This window comes from Bacillus sp. GW821-FHT11D08, from assembly GCF_058808515.1.
Genome location: NZ_JBXARS010000005.1, coordinates 162,099 through 177,841, shown reverse-complemented (window position 1 = coordinate 177,841; position 15,743 = coordinate 162,099). Strand labels below are relative to the sequence as shown.

The window sequence follows — 15,743 nt, the reverse complement described above, 5'->3', positions numbered from 1 at the left end:
AAGAGGATGCCTCGCAAAAAGTTCAGCAAACTTTCGGAAGCATCCTCGATCTGGATAAAATAAGATGTTATTTTAAAGAAAACGGATCACTAACCCTCTTGAACCCTTGTCACATCAAGGGTTTTTTTCGTTTTAGGAATCATATTATAAATAATATTCAAAAGGACGGCGGTAAAGCTTCCGGCGACGATTCCGTTTGTGGTCAGCAGATTGAAGTAAGACGGCAGGTGCTTAAACATATCGGGAACGACGGTTACACCGAGTCCCAATCCGACCGAACACGCGACAATCAGAAGGTTTTCCTGTTTTTTAAAGTCAATTTGACTGAGCATTTTAATGCCGTAGGAGATGACCATGCCGAACATGGCCACCATCGCGCCTCCCAGTACGGAAGACGGGATGATGGTCGTGAAGGCTGCGATTTTCGGAAAAAGGCCGAAGAGCATTAAAAGTGCGCCCGTGACACCGATAACCGCGTTTTTCTTAATTCCTGTCAGTTGCACGAGGCCGACGTTTTGGGAATAAGCCGTGTACGGAAAAGCATTAAAAATGCCGCTGATGAATACCGCCAGGCCTTCCGCGCGGTAGCCTTTTGCTAAATCACGTTCAGACAGGCGCCGGTTTGTCAGGTCACCGAGAGCGAAATAGACGCCGGTTGACTCAACAAGGCTGACAATGGCAACGATGGACATCGTAATAATCGGTGCCGCATGAAATGTCGGCGTCCCGAAGTAAAACGGTTTAATCATTTGAATTGCGTCAGCATTCGCCACATTGTCAAATTGCACTTTTCCCATAAAATATGCGATGGCCGTCCCGATGACAATGCCGATTAAAATCGAAATGGATTTCAAAAATCCTTTTGTAAACCGATAAAGCAGCACGATGATGACGAGCACCGTAAATCCGAGGGCAAGGTTAGCCGGATCACCGAAATCCTTGCTGCCTTCCCCGCCGGCAATATGATTCATCGCGACCGGCATTAAGGTCATCCCGATAATCGTCACGACAGATCCGGTTACAACAGGCGGGAAAAAGGATACGAGCTTGCCGAAGAAAAACGACAGCAGAATGACAAGCAGACCCGATGCCAAAATGCTCCCGTAAATGGCTGAAATCCCGTACTCCTTACCGATGGAAATAATCGGCGCTACCGCGGTGAACGTACAGCCGAGCACAACGGGCAATCCGATGCCGAAACATTTATTCCTCCATACTTGAAGCAGCGTAGCCGCCCCGCACATAAAAATGTCAATTGATACGAGATATGTCAGCTGTTCTGCGTTCAGTCCCAATGCCGCTCCTACAATTAAGGGAACGACGACGGCGCCGGCATACATGGCAAGCACGTGCTGGATACCGAGTGAAAGTGTTTTGGCATAGCCGTTTTTCATGAACGGACCTCCTGTACAAATGTCACTTTTCCGTCTTCAAGCGATTGAATTCTCGCCAGTGATTCGACCCGGCATCCTTTTTTCATCAGCTCATCTCTTCCCGGCTGAAATGACTTTTCAATGACGATTCCGATCCCGCAAACCGCTGCGCCTGCTTGTTTTACAATGGATAAAAGTCCTTCTGCCGCCTGTCCGTTCGCTAAAAAGTCGTCAATGATTAACACGCGGTCATCTTTCGACAGATGATTTCCGGAGATTACAATCTGACTTTCTGTTTTTTTCGTGAAAGAATAGACGGATGCCGTCAGCAGATCATCCGTTAATGTGAGAGACTTCCTTTTTCTCGCAAAGATGACGGGAACGCCGAGTTCAAGGCCGGCCATCACCGCAGGGGCAATGCCCGAAGATTCAATTGTGACGATTTTGGTTATCTCGTCTTTTTCAAAACGGCGCGCAAATTCCCGGCCGATCTGCTGCATGAGAACTGGATCAATTCGATGGTTTAAAAAAGAATCCACTTTCAGCACTTGATCAGAAAGAACAATTCCGTCTTCTGCTATTTTTCGTTTTAATGCTTCCACAATGATTACCCCCGCTTATAAAAAATAAAAAAAGCATTGCCCGCTCTCCAAAAAAAGAGCAAGCAATGCCGAATGATCTACACGCAACGGCCGAATAAAGCCGTTCCATTGCTCACTCATAGTCGGACATTTACGGTGACCGGTAGAAACTTGCGTGCCATATCCACGCGATTATATGAGTGTTCGTATGATATTAATCAAATTATAACAAGATACACTTCTTTTGCATAGTGAAATTTGAATATTTCCGAACTTTTACAAAGAATTGGTTTTCGATTATTCGTGTTTTTAGAATTTTTAGAAAAACACCCGGTGTATACCGGGCGTTTCGTTTATAAATATAAATTTGAATATTTGCCGACGAGATACTCAATGAGATATTGAACGTTCAGCTCTTCTCCCGTTGCATCTTTTATGATGTCAAGCGGCATTTTGCGTCTTCCGTGCTGATGAACCTTTTCTGTCAGCCATTGTTTGATCGGCTCAAAATCGCCCCGTTCTATTAATTGGTCAAATTCAGGCAGATCGTCAAGCATGGTATGCTTCAGCTGTGCCGCATACATATATCCGAGCGCATAGGAAGGGAAATAGCCGAAATCGCCGCCCGCCCAATGTACGTCCTGCAAAATGCCTTTGGCGTCAGATGGCGGCGTAATGCCTAAATAATCATGATATTTTTGATTCCACAATGCAGGCAGTTCTTCCACTGTCACTTCATTGCTGAAAATCGCTTTTTCAATTTCATAACGGATAATAATATGAAGCGGATACGTCAGCTCATCGGCTTCAATTCGGATAAAGGTCGGTTTCGCCTCGTTGACAGCGCGTACAAAATCTTCTCTTTTCACATCTTGAAATTGATCAGGCGAAGCCTCAACCATTTTTTCATAATAGGCGGTCCAGAAATGTTGATTTCTGGCGATAAAGTTTTCATAAAATAACGATTGGGATTCATGAATTCCCATGGATGCACCGTCAGATAAGTTCGTTCCGCTCAACGCTTCGTCAATATTCTGCTCGTAGATCGCATGCCCGCATTCATGAATCGTTCCGAAAATCGCCGTGCGGAAATCGTTTTCGTCATATCTGGTCGTCACCCGCACATCGCCCCGGTTGATTGTCGTCGCAAACGGATGCACCGTCTCGTCCAGGCGGCCGCCGTCAAAATCATACCCGAACTCTTTTAAGAAATACAAGGAGAGGGCTCTTTGTTGTTCTTTCGAAAACGTTTTCGTTATAAAGGAAGTGTCCGGTTTATTGCCGGATTCCGTCACTTTTTTGATAAGCGGAATAATCGCTTCCTTCAATTCAGAAAACAGCTGATCCAGCACCTTTACCGTAACACCCGGTTCGAAAATATCGAGCAATGCGTTGTATGGATGATCTTCATAGCCCCAATACGAAATAAACCGCTTATTAAAATCAATCAGCTTCTCAAGGTACGGAGCAAACATAGAAAAATCAGAGGCAGCCTTTGCATCCTCCCAAGCCGTTTCAGCTTTCGATGTTAAAATGACATATTCTTTATACTCATCTTCAGGAATTTTTTTATTATGATCATAATCTTTTTTCGCAAGTTCCGCCGCTTTCACTGTATCTTCAGAGAGCTCCTCTGCATGCGCGAGAAGGATGTCGATCAGCTCTTTCATCCGGTCGGATGTCTGGATTTGAAAAACGTCAGCCGACAGCTGTCCGATGCTTTCCGCCCGGTCATCAGAGCCTTTTTTTGGGGCTCCCGTTCTTAAGTCCCAATGCATAAGTGCAATGGCTTCGACATAGTGGGATACTCTTTTTAACAGATCAAAAAACTCTTTTTCATATGTATGTAAATCCATATCCGTTCCCCTCCCTTTTCACTATCAATTACAGGCTAATGGAATGCCGTGATAAAGTCAACTTCCCGGATTTAAAAAAGCCGCAGGATAAGAATCCTGCAGCTTTTGTTTTTATACGATTTTCGGTGTAACAGGCAAGATCTTTTTGACTTCGGCCAAGACCCGTTCACTTTCTCCGCCCGCATAAATGGATATGGTTCCGCTGTCCTGATTAGAACGGATGAGGCGGCCGATTCCCTGCCGGACTCTCAAGAGCATGTACGGCAGATCAACTTCCTCAAACGGATCTTTTTTCGCTCCGTTCCGCTTTGCGGTAAACACGGGATCATGAGGCGGATACGGCAACGCCCAAATGGTCACATTCCGGAGCGAGTCACCGGGAATGTCAAGACCTTCCCATAAGTGGACGGAACAAAGCACGGATTCTTCATCCCGCTGGAATTTTTCGACCAGACTGGAGATCTCTTCGTCACCTTCGTAGTATATCGGATACGGCAGCTCCCACGCGGCAGCCTGTTCTTTAAATTCCTTCATGTCTTCAAAGGAAGGGAAAAGAACGAGGGTGCGTCCTTCATTCTTCTTAATGGTTTCAATCGTTTCGGCTGTTTTCTGCTCAGACGTCATGTCACCGTGAAGCGCAACAGACATTTGCTCCTCGTAATCGTACGGAGATTCAACGGTGAATGATAACGGATCACGGATTCCGAGGCTGTCAGCGATATAATCAAATGAACCGCCCTCAGAAAGAGTGGCCGATGAGAAGATATAAGGAATCTTTTTAGAAAAGACCTTTTCTCCCAAAACTTCGGCTACAGTTCTCGGCATAACGACAAACGTTGAGTCTGTATCCCGCGTTTCAAGCCAGCTGATGGCATCCTTTTGATACAGCGACAGCGAATATGCCATTTGTTCGACGTATTCTTCTACAACTGACAGCTCGTACTTATCAATCGTATACATTTCCGATTCAAATACGAGCGCCTCGCCGATTTTATCGAGCAGACGGCACAGTTCGTCAGCCGCACGCTTAACACGCTGATCGTTTTGGATGTCCAATCGGTGAGAGCCTTCGATTTCCTTCGATTCCTCTGACAGCACATAGAAAAACTCATCGTTTGCGGCAAGGGCATCTTCAATCAGTTCGGCGAATTCCTCTCTGATATCATTTTGAAGCAGACGCTCTAAAAACAGCTCAAGCGTCGACTGCTTCACGCGATACGTTAACGCTTTTTGCGCGGCGAATTCCAGCAGATGTCCTTCATCAAACACGACGGCGCTGTGATCCGGCAAAAGCGGCAGCTGTCCTTCCCTTTTGCGTGATTCTTCCGTCCATACATGCTCCATGTAGAAGTCATGGGAGCAAACAATCAGATCCGTTGATTTTCTGTAATGATCTCTTGAAAGTGTTAAACCGCATCTATGTCTCATATCACAAGTTAAACAATCTTGGAAGGAATCATAGCTGACGCCTGCCCACTCTTCATTCGTCAAATCAGCGTACTGTTTGCGGTCGCCGTACGGATAAAAGCGCTGCATCGCTTGTGATTCGTGTACGAATGAAGGCAACGACTCATAAAGATCCAGCCACTTTTCATCATCAGAACGCTGCATCGTTTTCTCAAGCTTTTTCAGACACAGATACTGCTCATGGGATTTGGACAGCCGTGTATCAATCTGCAGATCCAAATGTTCTGTCAGCTTGGAAATGTCGCCTTCTTTTTTGACAAGCTGTTCAATTAACGTTTCATCGGCGCATGCGATAATGGCCGGTTTACCCGTATATCTGGCATAGCTGATGGCAAACAGCAGATACACCAGCGTTTTCCCCGTACCGACTCCTGCCTCAGCGAACATGACTTTTTTCTCTTTAAATGCCCGTTCAAGCTGAAACGCCATAAATACCTGCTCATCCCGAAGGTCAAAGCCTTTCTCGGGAAGGATATCGTAAAACACGTCACCAATCCAATTGTTCAATTCTTCGTAAAAATTCTTTTCTTTTGTTAAAGCAAAAGGCAAACGTGATGTTGTCACCCAACTCCAACCCCTAACTATTCGGCATTCAGACCATCTATAATATCATTTAACCCTTTTCAATACAACAAAAAAACTTGGCCTCGCCAAGTTTTTGCCATTATCATTTCCGGTTAATGATATGTGTACATAGGAACGGATGGTCTGTTGAATGTGTATGTTTTACCGCATTTTCAAGTTCTTCCTGTGCGTGTGTCATGGCGGAAGGACCGAACTCCGCTCCGGCTTCCTCCAGCCGGAAAGCAGTTGCGTCTAACGCCTTTTGTATTTTACTGAAGTGCTCGCTGTTCAGCATAAAATAGATCACCTCTCAAATAGAAATAATCATCATTCTATGCCGATGCTTCACTTTCTATACATGCCATTCTGAATGATCCGCACCTGACCTGCACAAACTACAACAGATATTCGATCGAATATCCATCTTCACAAAATTATTCTATCCGGGAGTGATGGTTACATGAGTTATAAAGATCGATTAGATCAGCATTCTGAATTGTTTCATCACAATTGGACGCGGCCGAAACGCTCTAAATCGCAAGTGAACGGCCACACCGAAATGTCCCAGACCAACATTATTTTACGGAGCAACGCAAAAGCGCACCGCTGGTAATGGCAGAATAAAACGTAAAGATGCCGGAGAAGACGCTGTTTCAGGCGTCTTCTCTTTGTTGCGGCTTTTTCCGCTGCGGCCGCACTTTAGCCCAGTACTGATAATAATCAGTTTTGATAAAACCGTTAAAGAGCTTCCGTTTTTTGGTTGCTTTTCTTCCGTAGGCCTCTTCAAATTGTTCATTTGACGTTAACATGTAGACAGACCATGTATCAAGAGATTCAAATGCCCGGCCCATTTCTTTATACATCTTCTCGACTTCCCTTTTTTCGCCGAGCCGTTCGCCGTACGGAGGGTTTCCGACGATTACGCCGTATTCGAGTTTCGTCGTAAAATCCTGCACCCGCATTTGTTTGCATTCGATCAGGTCACCAAGTCCCGCTTCTTCTGCGTTTTCTTTGGCGATGTTTACCATCCGGTGATCCACGTCACTGGCAAAGATCTGCAGCGGCTGATCATAGTTCGCCTTTTCTTCCACTTCAAGACGCGCCTTGTCCCACAGTTCTTTTCCGATCCATTCCCAGTCTTCTGAAACAAAATCACGGTTAAAACCGGGAGCAATGTTTTGCCCGATTAAAGCGGCTTCAATGGCGATCGTGCCGGAACCGCAGAACGGATCGACGAACGGACGGTCAGGCGTCCAGTTGGTTAACTGAATTAACGCGGCAGCGAGCGTCTCTTTAATCGGAGCTCCTCCCTGATCAACCCTGTATCCCCGTTTGTGAAGGCCTGTTCCTGATGAATCCAGTGTAAGCACGGCTTTATCTTTTAAAAGGGAAATCTCCACCTTATACTCGGGGCCCGTTTCTTCAATCCATTCATTTTGTTTTCCTGATTGAAGTTTCAGCTTTTCCGCTATCGCCTTTTTGACGATCCGCTGGCAGTCAGGCACACTGGCAAGCACTGATTTCACGGATTTTCCGATAACGGGGAACTTTGCGTTTTCCGGAATGTACGCGCGCCAGTCAATCGCTTTTGTTTTTTCAAACAGCTCATCAAACGTTTTCGCCTGAAACTCGGCGACCTGTACTTTGATGCGGTCAGCCGTCCGCAGCCATAAGTTAGCGCGGCAGATCGCAAGCGCATCTCCTTCAAAAATGACTTTTCCGTTGTCTACTTTGCATTCATAACCTAAATCACGCACTTCTTTGGCGACGATCGCTTCAATTCCCATCGGCGCCGTCGCTATTAGTGTGTACTTCTTCATCGTATCACCCTGTCTCTTTTAAGCTTTCGTTTCATTCAAGATAAAAGCTCCCCTTTAAAGGAGAGCTCTAATTTGTCATATCAATAATGTTTAACGTTCTGTAAGCCATGTTTTGTTCCGTCGTACTGCAATCGGCTCATCACCTCGTACTCAGGCGGCAATCATCTATCTACAGAAAGCATTCTGTCCTTCTATCTGTTCAATTCCTTCAAGAAGGTTCCCCTACCAAAATTTGGGTTTCTCGCTCGAGGGGTTTACCGCGTTCCACTCTCACCATTTCTGATGAGACTTCGTCACTGTGGCACTTTCAAGGATACTCAGCCATATCCGGAGACGTAGGCTTTTTTCCTGCCGTCAGCCTATCAAGGCTGCCCTAGCTTATTTCTTCGCTAGGCACGAACACTACGGGCATCTCAGCACCGTGCGAGCATGGACTTTCCTCTACAGATTCAAAGATCTGCAGCGATTACCCGAACGTTAAGAACACTTGTTCATTATAAAGCAACTTGTCTCATTTGACAAGTGCATCTGCCCTATTCGTCATAAAGTTTGCTGCCGAATACATGTTTCTCAAGGTTGGACAGCCTTTTCAGAATGTCAAAGTTGGTCGTATTGGACTGCACCGGCTGTTTTTTGCTTGCTTCTTCAAGCTGTTTTTTCAGCTGCAGATTTTCTTGCTGCAGTTCTTCAATTTCTTGATGAAAGGTTTCATAATCCTTAATAATCATATCTAAAAATTTGTCAACGTCTTCTTGTCTGTAACCTCTAACGCCTGTTTTAAATTCTTTTTCCAAAATGTCTTTCGCAGAAAGCTTTACTTTATCAGCAAGCATCTTTTTCACCTCATATCGTGAATCATCATGTTATATTTTATTCAGAAACACGTCCCGTTGTCAAATATTCTCTGACGTGTTATGTAAAGAAATCTTCTTCTTCAACGGCGGCACGGAGATCATCCATCGTGATCGAATAAATCGGATATCCGTCTGTTTCACGGCGTTTTTCTGCCTGCTGCAGCATATATTTCGGCGATCCTTCCATTTCAGGATCATATAAAAGCAAAAGCGCATCTGACTTTTCAATAAAGAACGCGTTTTTCTGCCGGAATTGGAGCGGACTTTCGTACGGCCGATGCGTCAGGCTCTCCTCATAATCTGCCTGAGCAAGCACCGCTTCATACATTTCTTTATTCGGTTCCTTCCACTTTTCTTCCTGGCCGTAGAAAGGCGTGATAACGGCAACCTTTAATTCCGGATACTCTTCTCTGAGATCGTACGCCGTTTCAGCCGCCCAAAGCTCAGTCCCCAGCTGTCCGGATATGAGAATCCATTCCAAGCCTTCGTCAATAAAGCTTCTGAGTCTGGTTTCTATCGCCTTTTTTATATAAACAAGCGCCCGGTCATCCTGTTTAAAAATTCCGAGTTCAAACGGCTTGTATCCTGTTACGGCTAATACTTTCAATTGATCACCTGCTTAAAAAATGGGGCTCCCCATCGGGCCCCATTTTGATTTGCTGATATCCTAACCGATCTTGCTTAAGCGTTCAATACTAATGATCGCAGCAGGGGCTTCCGCACTGAAAATGCTGGTGAGTTGTCGGGTCAACATTTGAAAAAGTGTGCGGATAGTAATGAACGTGCTCAAAGTTGTGGTGATTTACGTTAGTTGTATGTTGCGGATGAATATGCGGCACAACTGTGTTAGAAAAACAATGGTGTTCACAGCAATGAGTCGGATGGACAATCGGCGGCATCACGTTTGGTCTGCAACAATGATGATGAAACATGCTAAATCCCCTCTCCATTAACTTATATTACACTGTTAGGTTATGAAGAAAAGAGGGTGCATGTTCTAATTCAATCACCCAATTTAAAAGTGTGTCAGCAAGCTGTCTTTAAAATTCGAAAATACAAACGCAATCAAAAAAACCACGACAAAGAACAAGTAAAAAACACCTTTATACATACCAACTCTCCCCTATAAATAACTAACGCTATTTTACAAGATGCGGCACCATTCTACAACAAAATCGATGCGGATTCAGAAAAAAATATTTTTGGCGAAACAGCTCGGCTTTTGCGCTTTCCCGGGCAATATTTCAAGAAGGATATTTCCTCTTAAGCCGGGCAATTCTCACATGGAGCTTCTCGGCTTCTTTTTCCGATATTTCCCCGTCTTCTGCCGCCTGCTGTGCGGCCTGCAGAGCTTTTTTATAATCTTTTGCGTGATGCTCAAAATAGATCGCCAGCTCTACCGCTGATTGGTGTCTGCATATGTGAAGATCAGAGCCCGTCAGTTTCTCCCAAAGGGGCACGGCGTCTTGCCTGCGGTTTTGTTTTTTATAAAGCATTGCTAAGTCAAAAAGGGCCCGATCCGAATCTTCAAAGTCTTTGCCTTGCAGCGCTTCCAGCTGTGAAACAGCCCGATCGGTTTCTTTATGAGCGATAAACCATTTCGCCATGGCGTATGCTTCCTGACGTTCTGACGTCTGATCAGAAGATGCAAAAATCTTTTTTGACATATGGATGTAAAGAGCGATGAGGGAAAGCACATCTTGTTCATTATGCGAGAGCACTCCCTTTAAAAGAGCCGGATCCTCCGCCTTTAAAAATTGAAAATACAGCATCGGCGCCAAATAACCAGGTGTGTCTTCGTCCCTTTTAAAAGCAAGCTCTTCATTTTCAACCGCCGAAAGCGATACACGCTCTAATTTATGTTTCCAAAGCCGTCTCGCCCCGTGCAGAAGATCAAAGTGACCGAAGTCAGGAAGCTTCGGAAGCCTGTCCCGGAGCAATGTATGCCTAGTTTTTACCTGCGGCCAGTCAAAGGCTTTTCCGTTATACGTAACAAGGGACGTAATGTCAACCTCACTTAAAAAGCTTTTGTAAAGAGCCGTCTCGTTTCCCGGTTTAGGAAGCAGATGCTGTTTAACCGCGACACGGTCTTCATACACTCTTGCATGACCGAGCAAAAAAATCATATTGCCGGCCCCGCCGCCGAGGCCGGTCGTTTCAGTATCAAAGAAGAACAGCTGGCTTTTTTCGTATCCTTCTGCTGATAAAGTATGTGTCAAACCGCCTTTATTCCATAATGCCATGACGTCATCAAGTTCACTGAAGCTGTACCGTCCGTGGCGGTGCGAAAGCGGATAGACGGTTTCGCGGATAAGACAGTATTCATCCTCAAAAAAGAAAGGCTTCACTCCGAATGCCTCCCATTCTTCTCTAAATGGGACTTGAATATCCGGGACCGAAAGTTGTGAAGCTGCCGGCTTTTTTTCAGCTTCCGGCACATTCAGGTGGTTTTTCATCCGCTTTAATTTATTTTTCAAGGACATCTTTCGTCCCCCTTTTCTTTTACACGTAATTCAAGAGCCGGAGTATCGCTTTCTTTGCATCTATTCCTTCTATTTCGGAGCCGATGCAGGAAGGACATCCGTCTTGACATGGACATTGTCTGATCAGGCGCTCAGCCCCTTCATTGATTTCATCAAATCGCTTATATACTTCATCAGCAAGTCCGATTCCGCCCGGATAATGATCATACAGAAAGATTGTCGGAAGTCCGGTATGTGCGGCTTTGATTTGCGGCACGACATGCACGTCATTTCGGTCGCACATGACGTATACAGGCACGATATGCTGCAGGACGTGGGCAATGCCTAAAAGCAGCTGTTCAAGCGTTTTTTCGCCGATCTCCGAATCCGTCTCTTTCAATTCAAGCCAGGCAGCACTGGTATGCAGTTCTTCTTCTGGAAGATGAATCGGCCCTGATCCTATATTTTCAAATGTCGTCATTTTAATTTTTTTAAATATTGTCGGAAGTGCGTTCACGGTTACATCGCCGAAATGTAAGGCCGTTTTCTTTCTGCTGTCCGTTCTGTCAATGTCCAGCACTTTCAGCTGCACCGCTAAATTGGCATCTGTATAATATTCGACATCGACCTTTCGCACGTACGCTTTTTTATGATCCCAATCAAGCTTTTCAACCTGGTACTGCACCCCTTCATGAAGATAAATCGCTTCATCATGAAGAAGCGTCATCGCGCTGAAGCGGTCCATTTCTCCGATGATTTTTACATCAGCCGTCTCTGAGCGGTCAACGATGACCACGTTTTCCTGTGACGCCGAACGGAGACTGATGTTGGAGGCGGGAAAAGATTCGCTCGCCCAGTGATAGCGTTCGCGGTTTTCGTGAAGCACCCCTTCTTCTTCTAAATACTCGAGAATGTCTCTTGCATCATTTTCTCCGAATGTTTCATCGGCTCTGAAAGGCAGCTCATACGCGGCGCATTTCAGGTGATCAACCAATATAATGAGATTATCAGGATTAATCCTTGCAGATTCAGGCGAGCGTTTAAAGAAATAATCAGGATGGCGCACAATATATTGGTCAATCGGATCAGAGTTCGCCACCATCACGATAAGCGCCTCTCCCTGCCGCCGCCCGGCCCGGCCCGCCTGCTGCCATGCGCTCGCGACACTGCCCGGGTACCCCGTCATCACGCAGACCTGAAGCTGGCCGATATCAACGCCGAGCTCCAGTGCGTTTGTGCTGACAACGCCGAGAATGCTGCCGTCTCTTAACCCCCGCTCTATTTCTCTTCTTTCTTTCGGAAGATATCCGCCGCGATAGCCTCTGACAGACTTCGCGCCGATTTCTTTTTTTACGATCTCCTGAATGTGGCTTAAAATAATTTCAACCCGGACACGGCTTCTGGCAAAAACAATCGTCTGGATCTTATTTTTTAAAAAAGTTTTGGCGAGTTCGTTCACTTCCACGGTGGCGCTTTTTCGAATATGCAGCGGTTTATTTACAATCGGAGGATTGTAAAAAGCAAAGTGCTTTCTTCCGGCCGGGGCGCCGTTATCGTCAATCAGGCGCACTGATTTTCCCGTCAGCTGCTCCGCCAATTCCCTCGGATTGGCGATTGTGGCGGATGTACAGATAAATGACGGCGTGCTTCCGTAAAAAGCGCAGATTCTCATTAAACGGCGGATGACGTTCGCCACATGGCTGCCGAATACGCCGCGGTACGTATGTAATTCATCAATGACGATATATTTCAGGTTTTCAAACAGACTCACCCATTTTGTATGGTGGGGAAGAATGGCTGAATGAAGCATATCAGGGTTTGTGATCACAATATGCCCGGCCTTTCTGACTTTCTGCCTGATGGCCGGGGACGTATCTCCGTCATAGGTGAAGCTTTTAATGTCCATGCCCGTCTCGTCTATGATTTCGTTCAGCTCGCTTTTTTGATCCTGCGCGAGCGCCTTTGTCGGAAATAAATAAAGCGCGCGGCTTGAGGCATCTTCCGCGATAGACTGAAGAACCGGAAGATTATAGCACAGTGTTTTTCCGGAGGCCGTCGGTGTGACAGCCACAATGCTTTCTCCGTTTTGAACCGTCTGAAAAGCGGAGTATTGATGTGTAAAGAGCCGCTCGATCCCCCTCTTTTCGAGAGCCGCCCGAATTTTCCGATCTACTTGCTCCGGCATCGGCATGGTTTTCGCCTCCCGCGGTTCCTCTTCATGCCAATGCACAATATTTTCATGATTTTTTAATTCCTGAATCAGTTCGCTCAGTGATTTTTTCTTCATCGTTCACACCTCTTTATGAGGTACAGTTTACCGAATATTTGTTTGCCTGGCTAGATGAAAATCCTGCACAAGAAAAAAAGCAGGGAATCAGCCCCTGCCTACTTCATTTTTATCGTAAAAAGCTCTGTTTGTCCTTTTTTCGCTTCATTTGCGCCTGCAAATTGCAAAGGTTCTGCGGCATCGCCATTCATAATCACCATAGGGATGACGGTGCTGCTTGCTTTTTCTTTTATTAAATCCAGCCGGCACGTTAAAAGCAGATCGCCTGTTTTCACTTTGTCTCCTTCTTTTACATGCGCTTCAAAGCCTTCGCCGTTCATATTGACGGTATCCAAACCGACATGTATCAAAAGTTCCGCTCCGGAAAGGGTGCGGATGCCGACAGCATGTTTTGTATGGAACAGCTGAATCACTTCTCCCTCAACCGGTGAAACAATGTCTCCGTTTGCAGGCTCGACGGCAATCCCGTCCCCCATCATTTTTTGTGAAAATACGGGATCCGGCACTGAAGCCAAATCCATCACCGCTCCGTCAGCCGGAGAAAAAATCACTTCCTCGGCCGGCTTTTTCCGGCTGTCTCCCAATCCGAATAATTTTTTCAGCAATGTGTTGTGCTCCCCTTCCTAAATGTGAATCCGTTACCAGTTTATTCTCCACTATTTAACCATACTTTCTTTTTTCCTTCAATTCTTAACCATACGGCATAACATCGCATAGTCTGTTTGTAAAAAGGCGGTGGTCATATGGATCAATCACAAAACGATAAACTTGATCCGCAAAGAAATGAGGACATCATCAGCCATGCGATGGACCAATTTTTTCACTCAGGTCCCTTCGCAGAATTGATGCAGGGTTTTCAGCACCTTGTCAATTCGGCTTTTACTGAAGCGCAAGTGACGATTGACGTCAGAGAAGAGCCGACGGGCCTCGCGGTTGATATCAGCGTTCCCGAGACATTCCGTGACGGTGATATGCTGGTGGAAACGAAGGGGTGCTACCTTCACGTTACAATCCGCTACGATCATAAACAGGCTCATTCATCCCATGTGTCTTCAAGCATGACAAGAACCGTTGTCCTCCCGTATAAGGTGAGTGAAGAAGATATGGAAACATCCTGGAATGAACAGACGCTTACCCTCTTTTTCCCTAAAAAATAAGCATGAATGATGGATATCATTCATGCTTTTTATTTGAAGATACTGGTGAAGCCTTTCACCAGCGATCCGACCTGATTTACGGCGCTTACCATCTGCCCCGTTGTATCTATCATTTTATTAAAGTCAAACTGTCCGTTCGTTTTTTTAAACTGGGAGAGTATGCCTGAGAATTGGGAAGACTGCTGCTGATTCGGTCTGGGAACGGGGTAAGGATTCACAAACCCCGGCTGCCCCCCGGGCATGCCTGCCTGAGGGGGAGCGGGAGCAAACGGCTGCTGCACATGACCGTATTCCTGATTCGGATAAAATTGCTGCGGGTACTGCCCTTGCTGATGATATGGCGGCGGCGGCTGCTGCAATGGCTGTATCTGCTGCGGATACGGCGGCTGTAATGGCTGTATCTGCTGCGGATACGGCGGCTGTAATGGCTGTATCTGCTGCGGACTCGGCTGCTGTAATGGCTGTATCTGCTGCGGGTAGAAATATCCCGCCGGCTGCTGGTACATATTTTGATATGGCTGCGCTCTCCATTGCATATGACATTCCCCCTTGTCTCTCACTAAGTTTCTGCTATATATGTATGAATTCCGCCGTGGTTATGTGCTTTCGGTGATTCTGATTTTTGTCAAATGCTGTCGAAAGTCTTAATTTTTTAAAAACAGAAAAAAGTCGAATCGTTATGTTACCATAATCTCAACATACATGAGAGGGGATGCACCATTATGAACGTATCATACTTAAGAAAGCGTTTTGCTGAAGTGAAAAAATATGAAACAGATTGTGCAGATAAACTGATGGACTTTGCAAAATTCCTCTATATTCAAGGCCATCTCACCGCAACCGAATTTCGAAACAGTATGAAGGTTCTCGAAGCAAGTGGAGCAGAAAACCCGGCGTATGAATAACATACCCGACCCCTTTATATAAAAGAAGGCAGCCGTTTTCAGCTGCCTTCTTTTTCAATTTCATCCCTTAATATACGAAGCGTATATAAAACAGATTCAGTTAAATCCCTGTATCTTTTTTTATGAATATGATGAACATATGATTGGAGCATCAGCTCTCCGAAATTTTCTGTAACGGCCTGAATTTGTGCGTGATGAACGTATTTCGGACGGTTTTCCTGAATAAACGCAAGCGCTGCTTCTGTCCAAAGCGCGCAAAGCCGGTCTCTTTTTTCAACATCGGGTTTAATAATCTCAAAAAAATCATATGAACGGCCTGACTCTTTTCCATCCTGATACCTTTTTTCGGCTTCCAGAACCGCCTCTATCATTTGTTCTGTCAGCTCCAATAACGACTGTGTCTGCAAACGGACTCAC

Annotated in this window: 17 protein-coding genes, 1 other RNA gene, 1 pseudogene and 1 riboswitch; of the genes and pseudogenes, 3 read left to right on the top strand and 16 right to left on the bottom strand. The window is 45.6% G+C overall.

The genetic code is table 11. The features are described 5' to 3' along the window. Window positions 1-89: 89 nt before the first annotated feature. The 5 genes from pbuX to AC1RRX_RS12040 all read right to left on the bottom strand — a co-directional run bounded on the left by pbuX (window position 90) and on the right by AC1RRX_RS12040 (window position 6,136). The gene (gene pbuX, locus AC1RRX_RS12060; RefSeq protein WP_007409504.1) at window positions 90-1,394 is read right to left on the bottom strand and encodes a xanthine permease PbuX; all 1,305 of its coding nucleotides are present in this window, start codon (window positions 1,392-1,394) and stop codon (window positions 90-92) included. Beyond that, entirely contained in the window at window positions 1,391-1,975 is a 585-nt protein-coding gene (xpt, locus tag AC1RRX_RS12055; RefSeq protein WP_108724855.1) for a xanthine phosphoribosyltransferase, read from the bottom strand. Before xpt ends, pbuX begins: the two co-directional genes overlap by 4 nt. 99 nt (window positions 1,976-2,074) lie before the next feature. After that, a riboswitch (purine riboswitch) is annotated at window positions 2,075-2,174 on the bottom strand. A gap of 133 nt (window positions 2,175-2,307) precedes the next feature. Continuing rightward, on the bottom strand, window positions 2,308-3,810 hold the full coding sequence (locus tag AC1RRX_RS12050) for a carboxypeptidase M32 (protein ID WP_007409502.1): 1,503 nt from the start codon (window positions 3,808-3,810) through the stop codon (window positions 2,308-2,310). A gap of 111 nt (window positions 3,811-3,921) precedes the next feature. Beyond that, the gene (locus AC1RRX_RS12045) at window positions 3,922-5,841 is read right to left on the bottom strand and encodes an ATP-dependent DNA helicase (RefSeq protein ID WP_007409501.1); all 1,920 of its coding nucleotides are present in this window, start codon (window positions 5,839-5,841) and stop codon (window positions 3,922-3,924) included. Window positions 5,842-5,944: 103 nt separating this feature from the next. Next, window positions 5,945-6,136, bottom strand: coding sequence for a hypothetical protein (locus AC1RRX_RS12040; RefSeq protein WP_003153550.1), 192 nt, complete (start codon window positions 6,134-6,136; stop codon window positions 5,945-5,947). Between the two features lie 165 nt (window positions 6,137-6,301). Here AC1RRX_RS12040 and AC1RRX_RS12035 point away from each other — a divergent pair, with 165 nt between their 5' ends. Continuing rightward, window positions 6,302-6,454, top strand: a complete 153-nt coding sequence (locus AC1RRX_RS12035) for a YpzG family protein (RefSeq protein WP_003153548.1) — start codon at window positions 6,302-6,304, stop codon at window positions 6,452-6,454. A gap of 40 nt (window positions 6,455-6,494) precedes the next feature. Here AC1RRX_RS12035 and AC1RRX_RS12030 read toward each other — a convergent pair whose 3' ends face one another. From AC1RRX_RS12030 to AC1RRX_RS11990, 9 genes and pseudogenes are all read right to left on the bottom strand, one after another. Next, window positions 6,495-7,661: a THUMP domain-containing class I SAM-dependent RNA methyltransferase gene (locus tag AC1RRX_RS12030; RefSeq protein WP_007409500.1), complete on the bottom strand. Its 1,167-nt coding sequence runs from the start codon at window positions 7,659-7,661 to the stop codon at window positions 6,495-6,497. 96 nt (window positions 7,662-7,757) lie between these two features. Continuing rightward, window positions 7,758-8,139: RNase P RNA component class B (rnpB, locus tag AC1RRX_RS12025), an RNA gene on the bottom strand. A gap of 55 nt (window positions 8,140-8,194) precedes the next feature. Continuing rightward, on the bottom strand, window positions 8,195-8,494 hold the full coding sequence (gene gpsB, locus AC1RRX_RS12020; RefSeq protein ID WP_003153541.1) for a cell division regulator GpsB: 300 nt from the start codon (window positions 8,492-8,494) through the stop codon (window positions 8,195-8,197). 79 nt (window positions 8,495-8,573) lie between these two features. After that, window positions 8,574-9,122: an SLOG family protein gene (locus AC1RRX_RS12015; RefSeq protein ID WP_007409499.1), complete on the bottom strand. Its 549-nt coding sequence runs from the start codon at window positions 9,120-9,122 to the stop codon at window positions 8,574-8,576. Window positions 9,123-9,210: 88 nt separating this feature from the next. Then, a complete protein-coding gene (gene cotD, locus AC1RRX_RS12010; RefSeq protein WP_003153539.1) occupies window positions 9,211-9,447 on the bottom strand; it encodes a spore coat protein CotD in 237 nt (78 codons plus the stop codon). Window positions 9,448-9,530: 83 nt separating this feature from the next. Further along, window positions 9,531-9,638 (bottom strand): annotated as a pseudogene (locus AC1RRX_RS12005) (hypothetical protein); the annotation flags it as partial. Between the two features lie 121 nt (window positions 9,639-9,759). Beyond that, the gene (locus AC1RRX_RS12000) at window positions 9,760-10,998 is read right to left on the bottom strand and encodes a ribonuclease H-like domain-containing protein (RefSeq protein ID WP_032866286.1); all 1,239 of its coding nucleotides are present in this window, start codon (window positions 10,996-10,998) and stop codon (window positions 9,760-9,762) included. A 19-nt stretch (window positions 10,999-11,017) separates the two neighbouring features. Further along, the gene (locus tag AC1RRX_RS11995; RefSeq protein ID WP_039254742.1) at window positions 11,018-13,264 is read right to left on the bottom strand and encodes a DEAD/DEAH box helicase; all 2,247 of its coding nucleotides are present in this window, start codon (window positions 13,262-13,264) and stop codon (window positions 11,018-11,020) included. Between the two features lie 98 nt (window positions 13,265-13,362). Next, the gene (locus AC1RRX_RS11990) at window positions 13,363-13,869 is read right to left on the bottom strand and encodes a PTS sugar transporter subunit IIA (RefSeq protein WP_012117833.1); all 507 of its coding nucleotides are present in this window, start codon (window positions 13,867-13,869) and stop codon (window positions 13,363-13,365) included. A gap of 138 nt (window positions 13,870-14,007) precedes the next feature. Between AC1RRX_RS11990 and AC1RRX_RS11985 the strand changes: the two genes are divergently transcribed. Next, window positions 14,008-14,421 (top strand): Hsp20/alpha crystallin family protein, encoded by a 414-nt coding sequence (locus tag AC1RRX_RS11985; RefSeq protein WP_017418017.1) that lies wholly within the window; start codon window positions 14,008-14,010, stop codon window positions 14,419-14,421. 29 nt (window positions 14,422-14,450) lie between these two features. On the opposite strand, the gene AC1RRX_RS11980 is transcribed toward AC1RRX_RS11985, so the two are convergent. Continuing rightward, window positions 14,451-14,957, bottom strand: coding sequence for a YppG family protein (locus AC1RRX_RS11980; protein WP_144464464.1), 507 nt, complete (start codon window positions 14,955-14,957; stop codon window positions 14,451-14,453). Between the two features lie 186 nt (window positions 14,958-15,143). Here AC1RRX_RS11980 and AC1RRX_RS11975 point away from each other — a divergent pair, with 186 nt between their 5' ends. Continuing rightward, a complete protein-coding gene (locus tag AC1RRX_RS11975; RefSeq protein WP_003153532.1) occupies window positions 15,144-15,326 on the top strand; it encodes a YppF family protein in 183 nt (60 codons plus the stop codon). Between the two features lie 38 nt (window positions 15,327-15,364). Here the strand turns inward: AC1RRX_RS11975 and AC1RRX_RS11970 are convergent, their stop codons facing one another. After that, window positions 15,365-15,733, bottom strand: a complete 369-nt coding sequence (locus tag AC1RRX_RS11970; RefSeq protein ID WP_007409492.1) for a YppE family protein — start codon at window positions 15,731-15,733, stop codon at window positions 15,365-15,367. Window positions 15,734-15,743 lie beyond the last annotated feature (10 nt).

What these genes read in the sequence shown, in the direction of transcription:
- pbuX (WP_007409504.1), bottom strand. Translation starts at nt 1,394, where the DNA reads ATGAAAAACGGCTATGCCAAAACACTTTCACTCGGTATCCAGCACGTG.
- AC1RRX_RS12050 (WP_007409502.1), bottom strand. Translation starts at nt 3,810, where the DNA reads ATGGATTTACATACATATGAAAAAGAGTTTTTTGATCTGTTAAAAAGA.
- AC1RRX_RS12040 (WP_003153550.1), bottom strand. Translation starts at nt 6,136, where the DNA reads ATGCTGAACAGCGAGCACTTCAGTAAAATACAAAAGGCGTTAGACGCA.
- AC1RRX_RS12035 (WP_003153548.1), top strand. Translation starts at nt 6,302, where the DNA reads ATGAGTTATAAAGATCGATTAGATCAGCATTCTGAATTGTTTCATCAC.
- AC1RRX_RS12030 (WP_007409500.1), bottom strand. Translation starts at nt 7,661, where the DNA reads ATGAAGAAGTACACACTAATAGCGACGGCGCCGATGGGAATTGAAGCG.
- gpsB (WP_003153541.1), bottom strand. Translation starts at nt 8,494, where the DNA reads ATGCTTGCTGATAAAGTAAAGCTTTCTGCGAAAGACATTTTGGAAAAA.
- cotD (WP_003153539.1), bottom strand. Translation starts at nt 9,447, where the DNA reads ATGTTTCATCATCATTGTTGCAGACCAAACGTGATGCCGCCGATTGTC.
- AC1RRX_RS12000 (WP_032866286.1), bottom strand. Translation starts at nt 10,998, where the DNA reads ATGTCCTTGAAAAATAAATTAAAGCGGATGAAAAACCACCTGAATGTG.
- AC1RRX_RS11995 (WP_039254742.1), bottom strand. Translation starts at nt 13,264, where the DNA reads ATGAAGAAAAAATCACTGAGCGAACTGATTCAGGAATTAAAAAATCAT.
- AC1RRX_RS11985 (WP_017418017.1), top strand. Translation starts at nt 14,008, where the DNA reads ATGGATCAATCACAAAACGATAAACTTGATCCGCAAAGAAATGAGGAC.
- AC1RRX_RS11980 (WP_144464464.1), bottom strand. Translation starts at nt 14,957, where the DNA reads ATGCAATGGAGAGCGCAGCCATATCAAAATATGTACCAGCAGCCGGCG.
- AC1RRX_RS11975 (WP_003153532.1), top strand. Translation starts at nt 15,144, where the DNA reads ATGAACGTATCATACTTAAGAAAGCGTTTTGCTGAAGTGAAAAAATAT.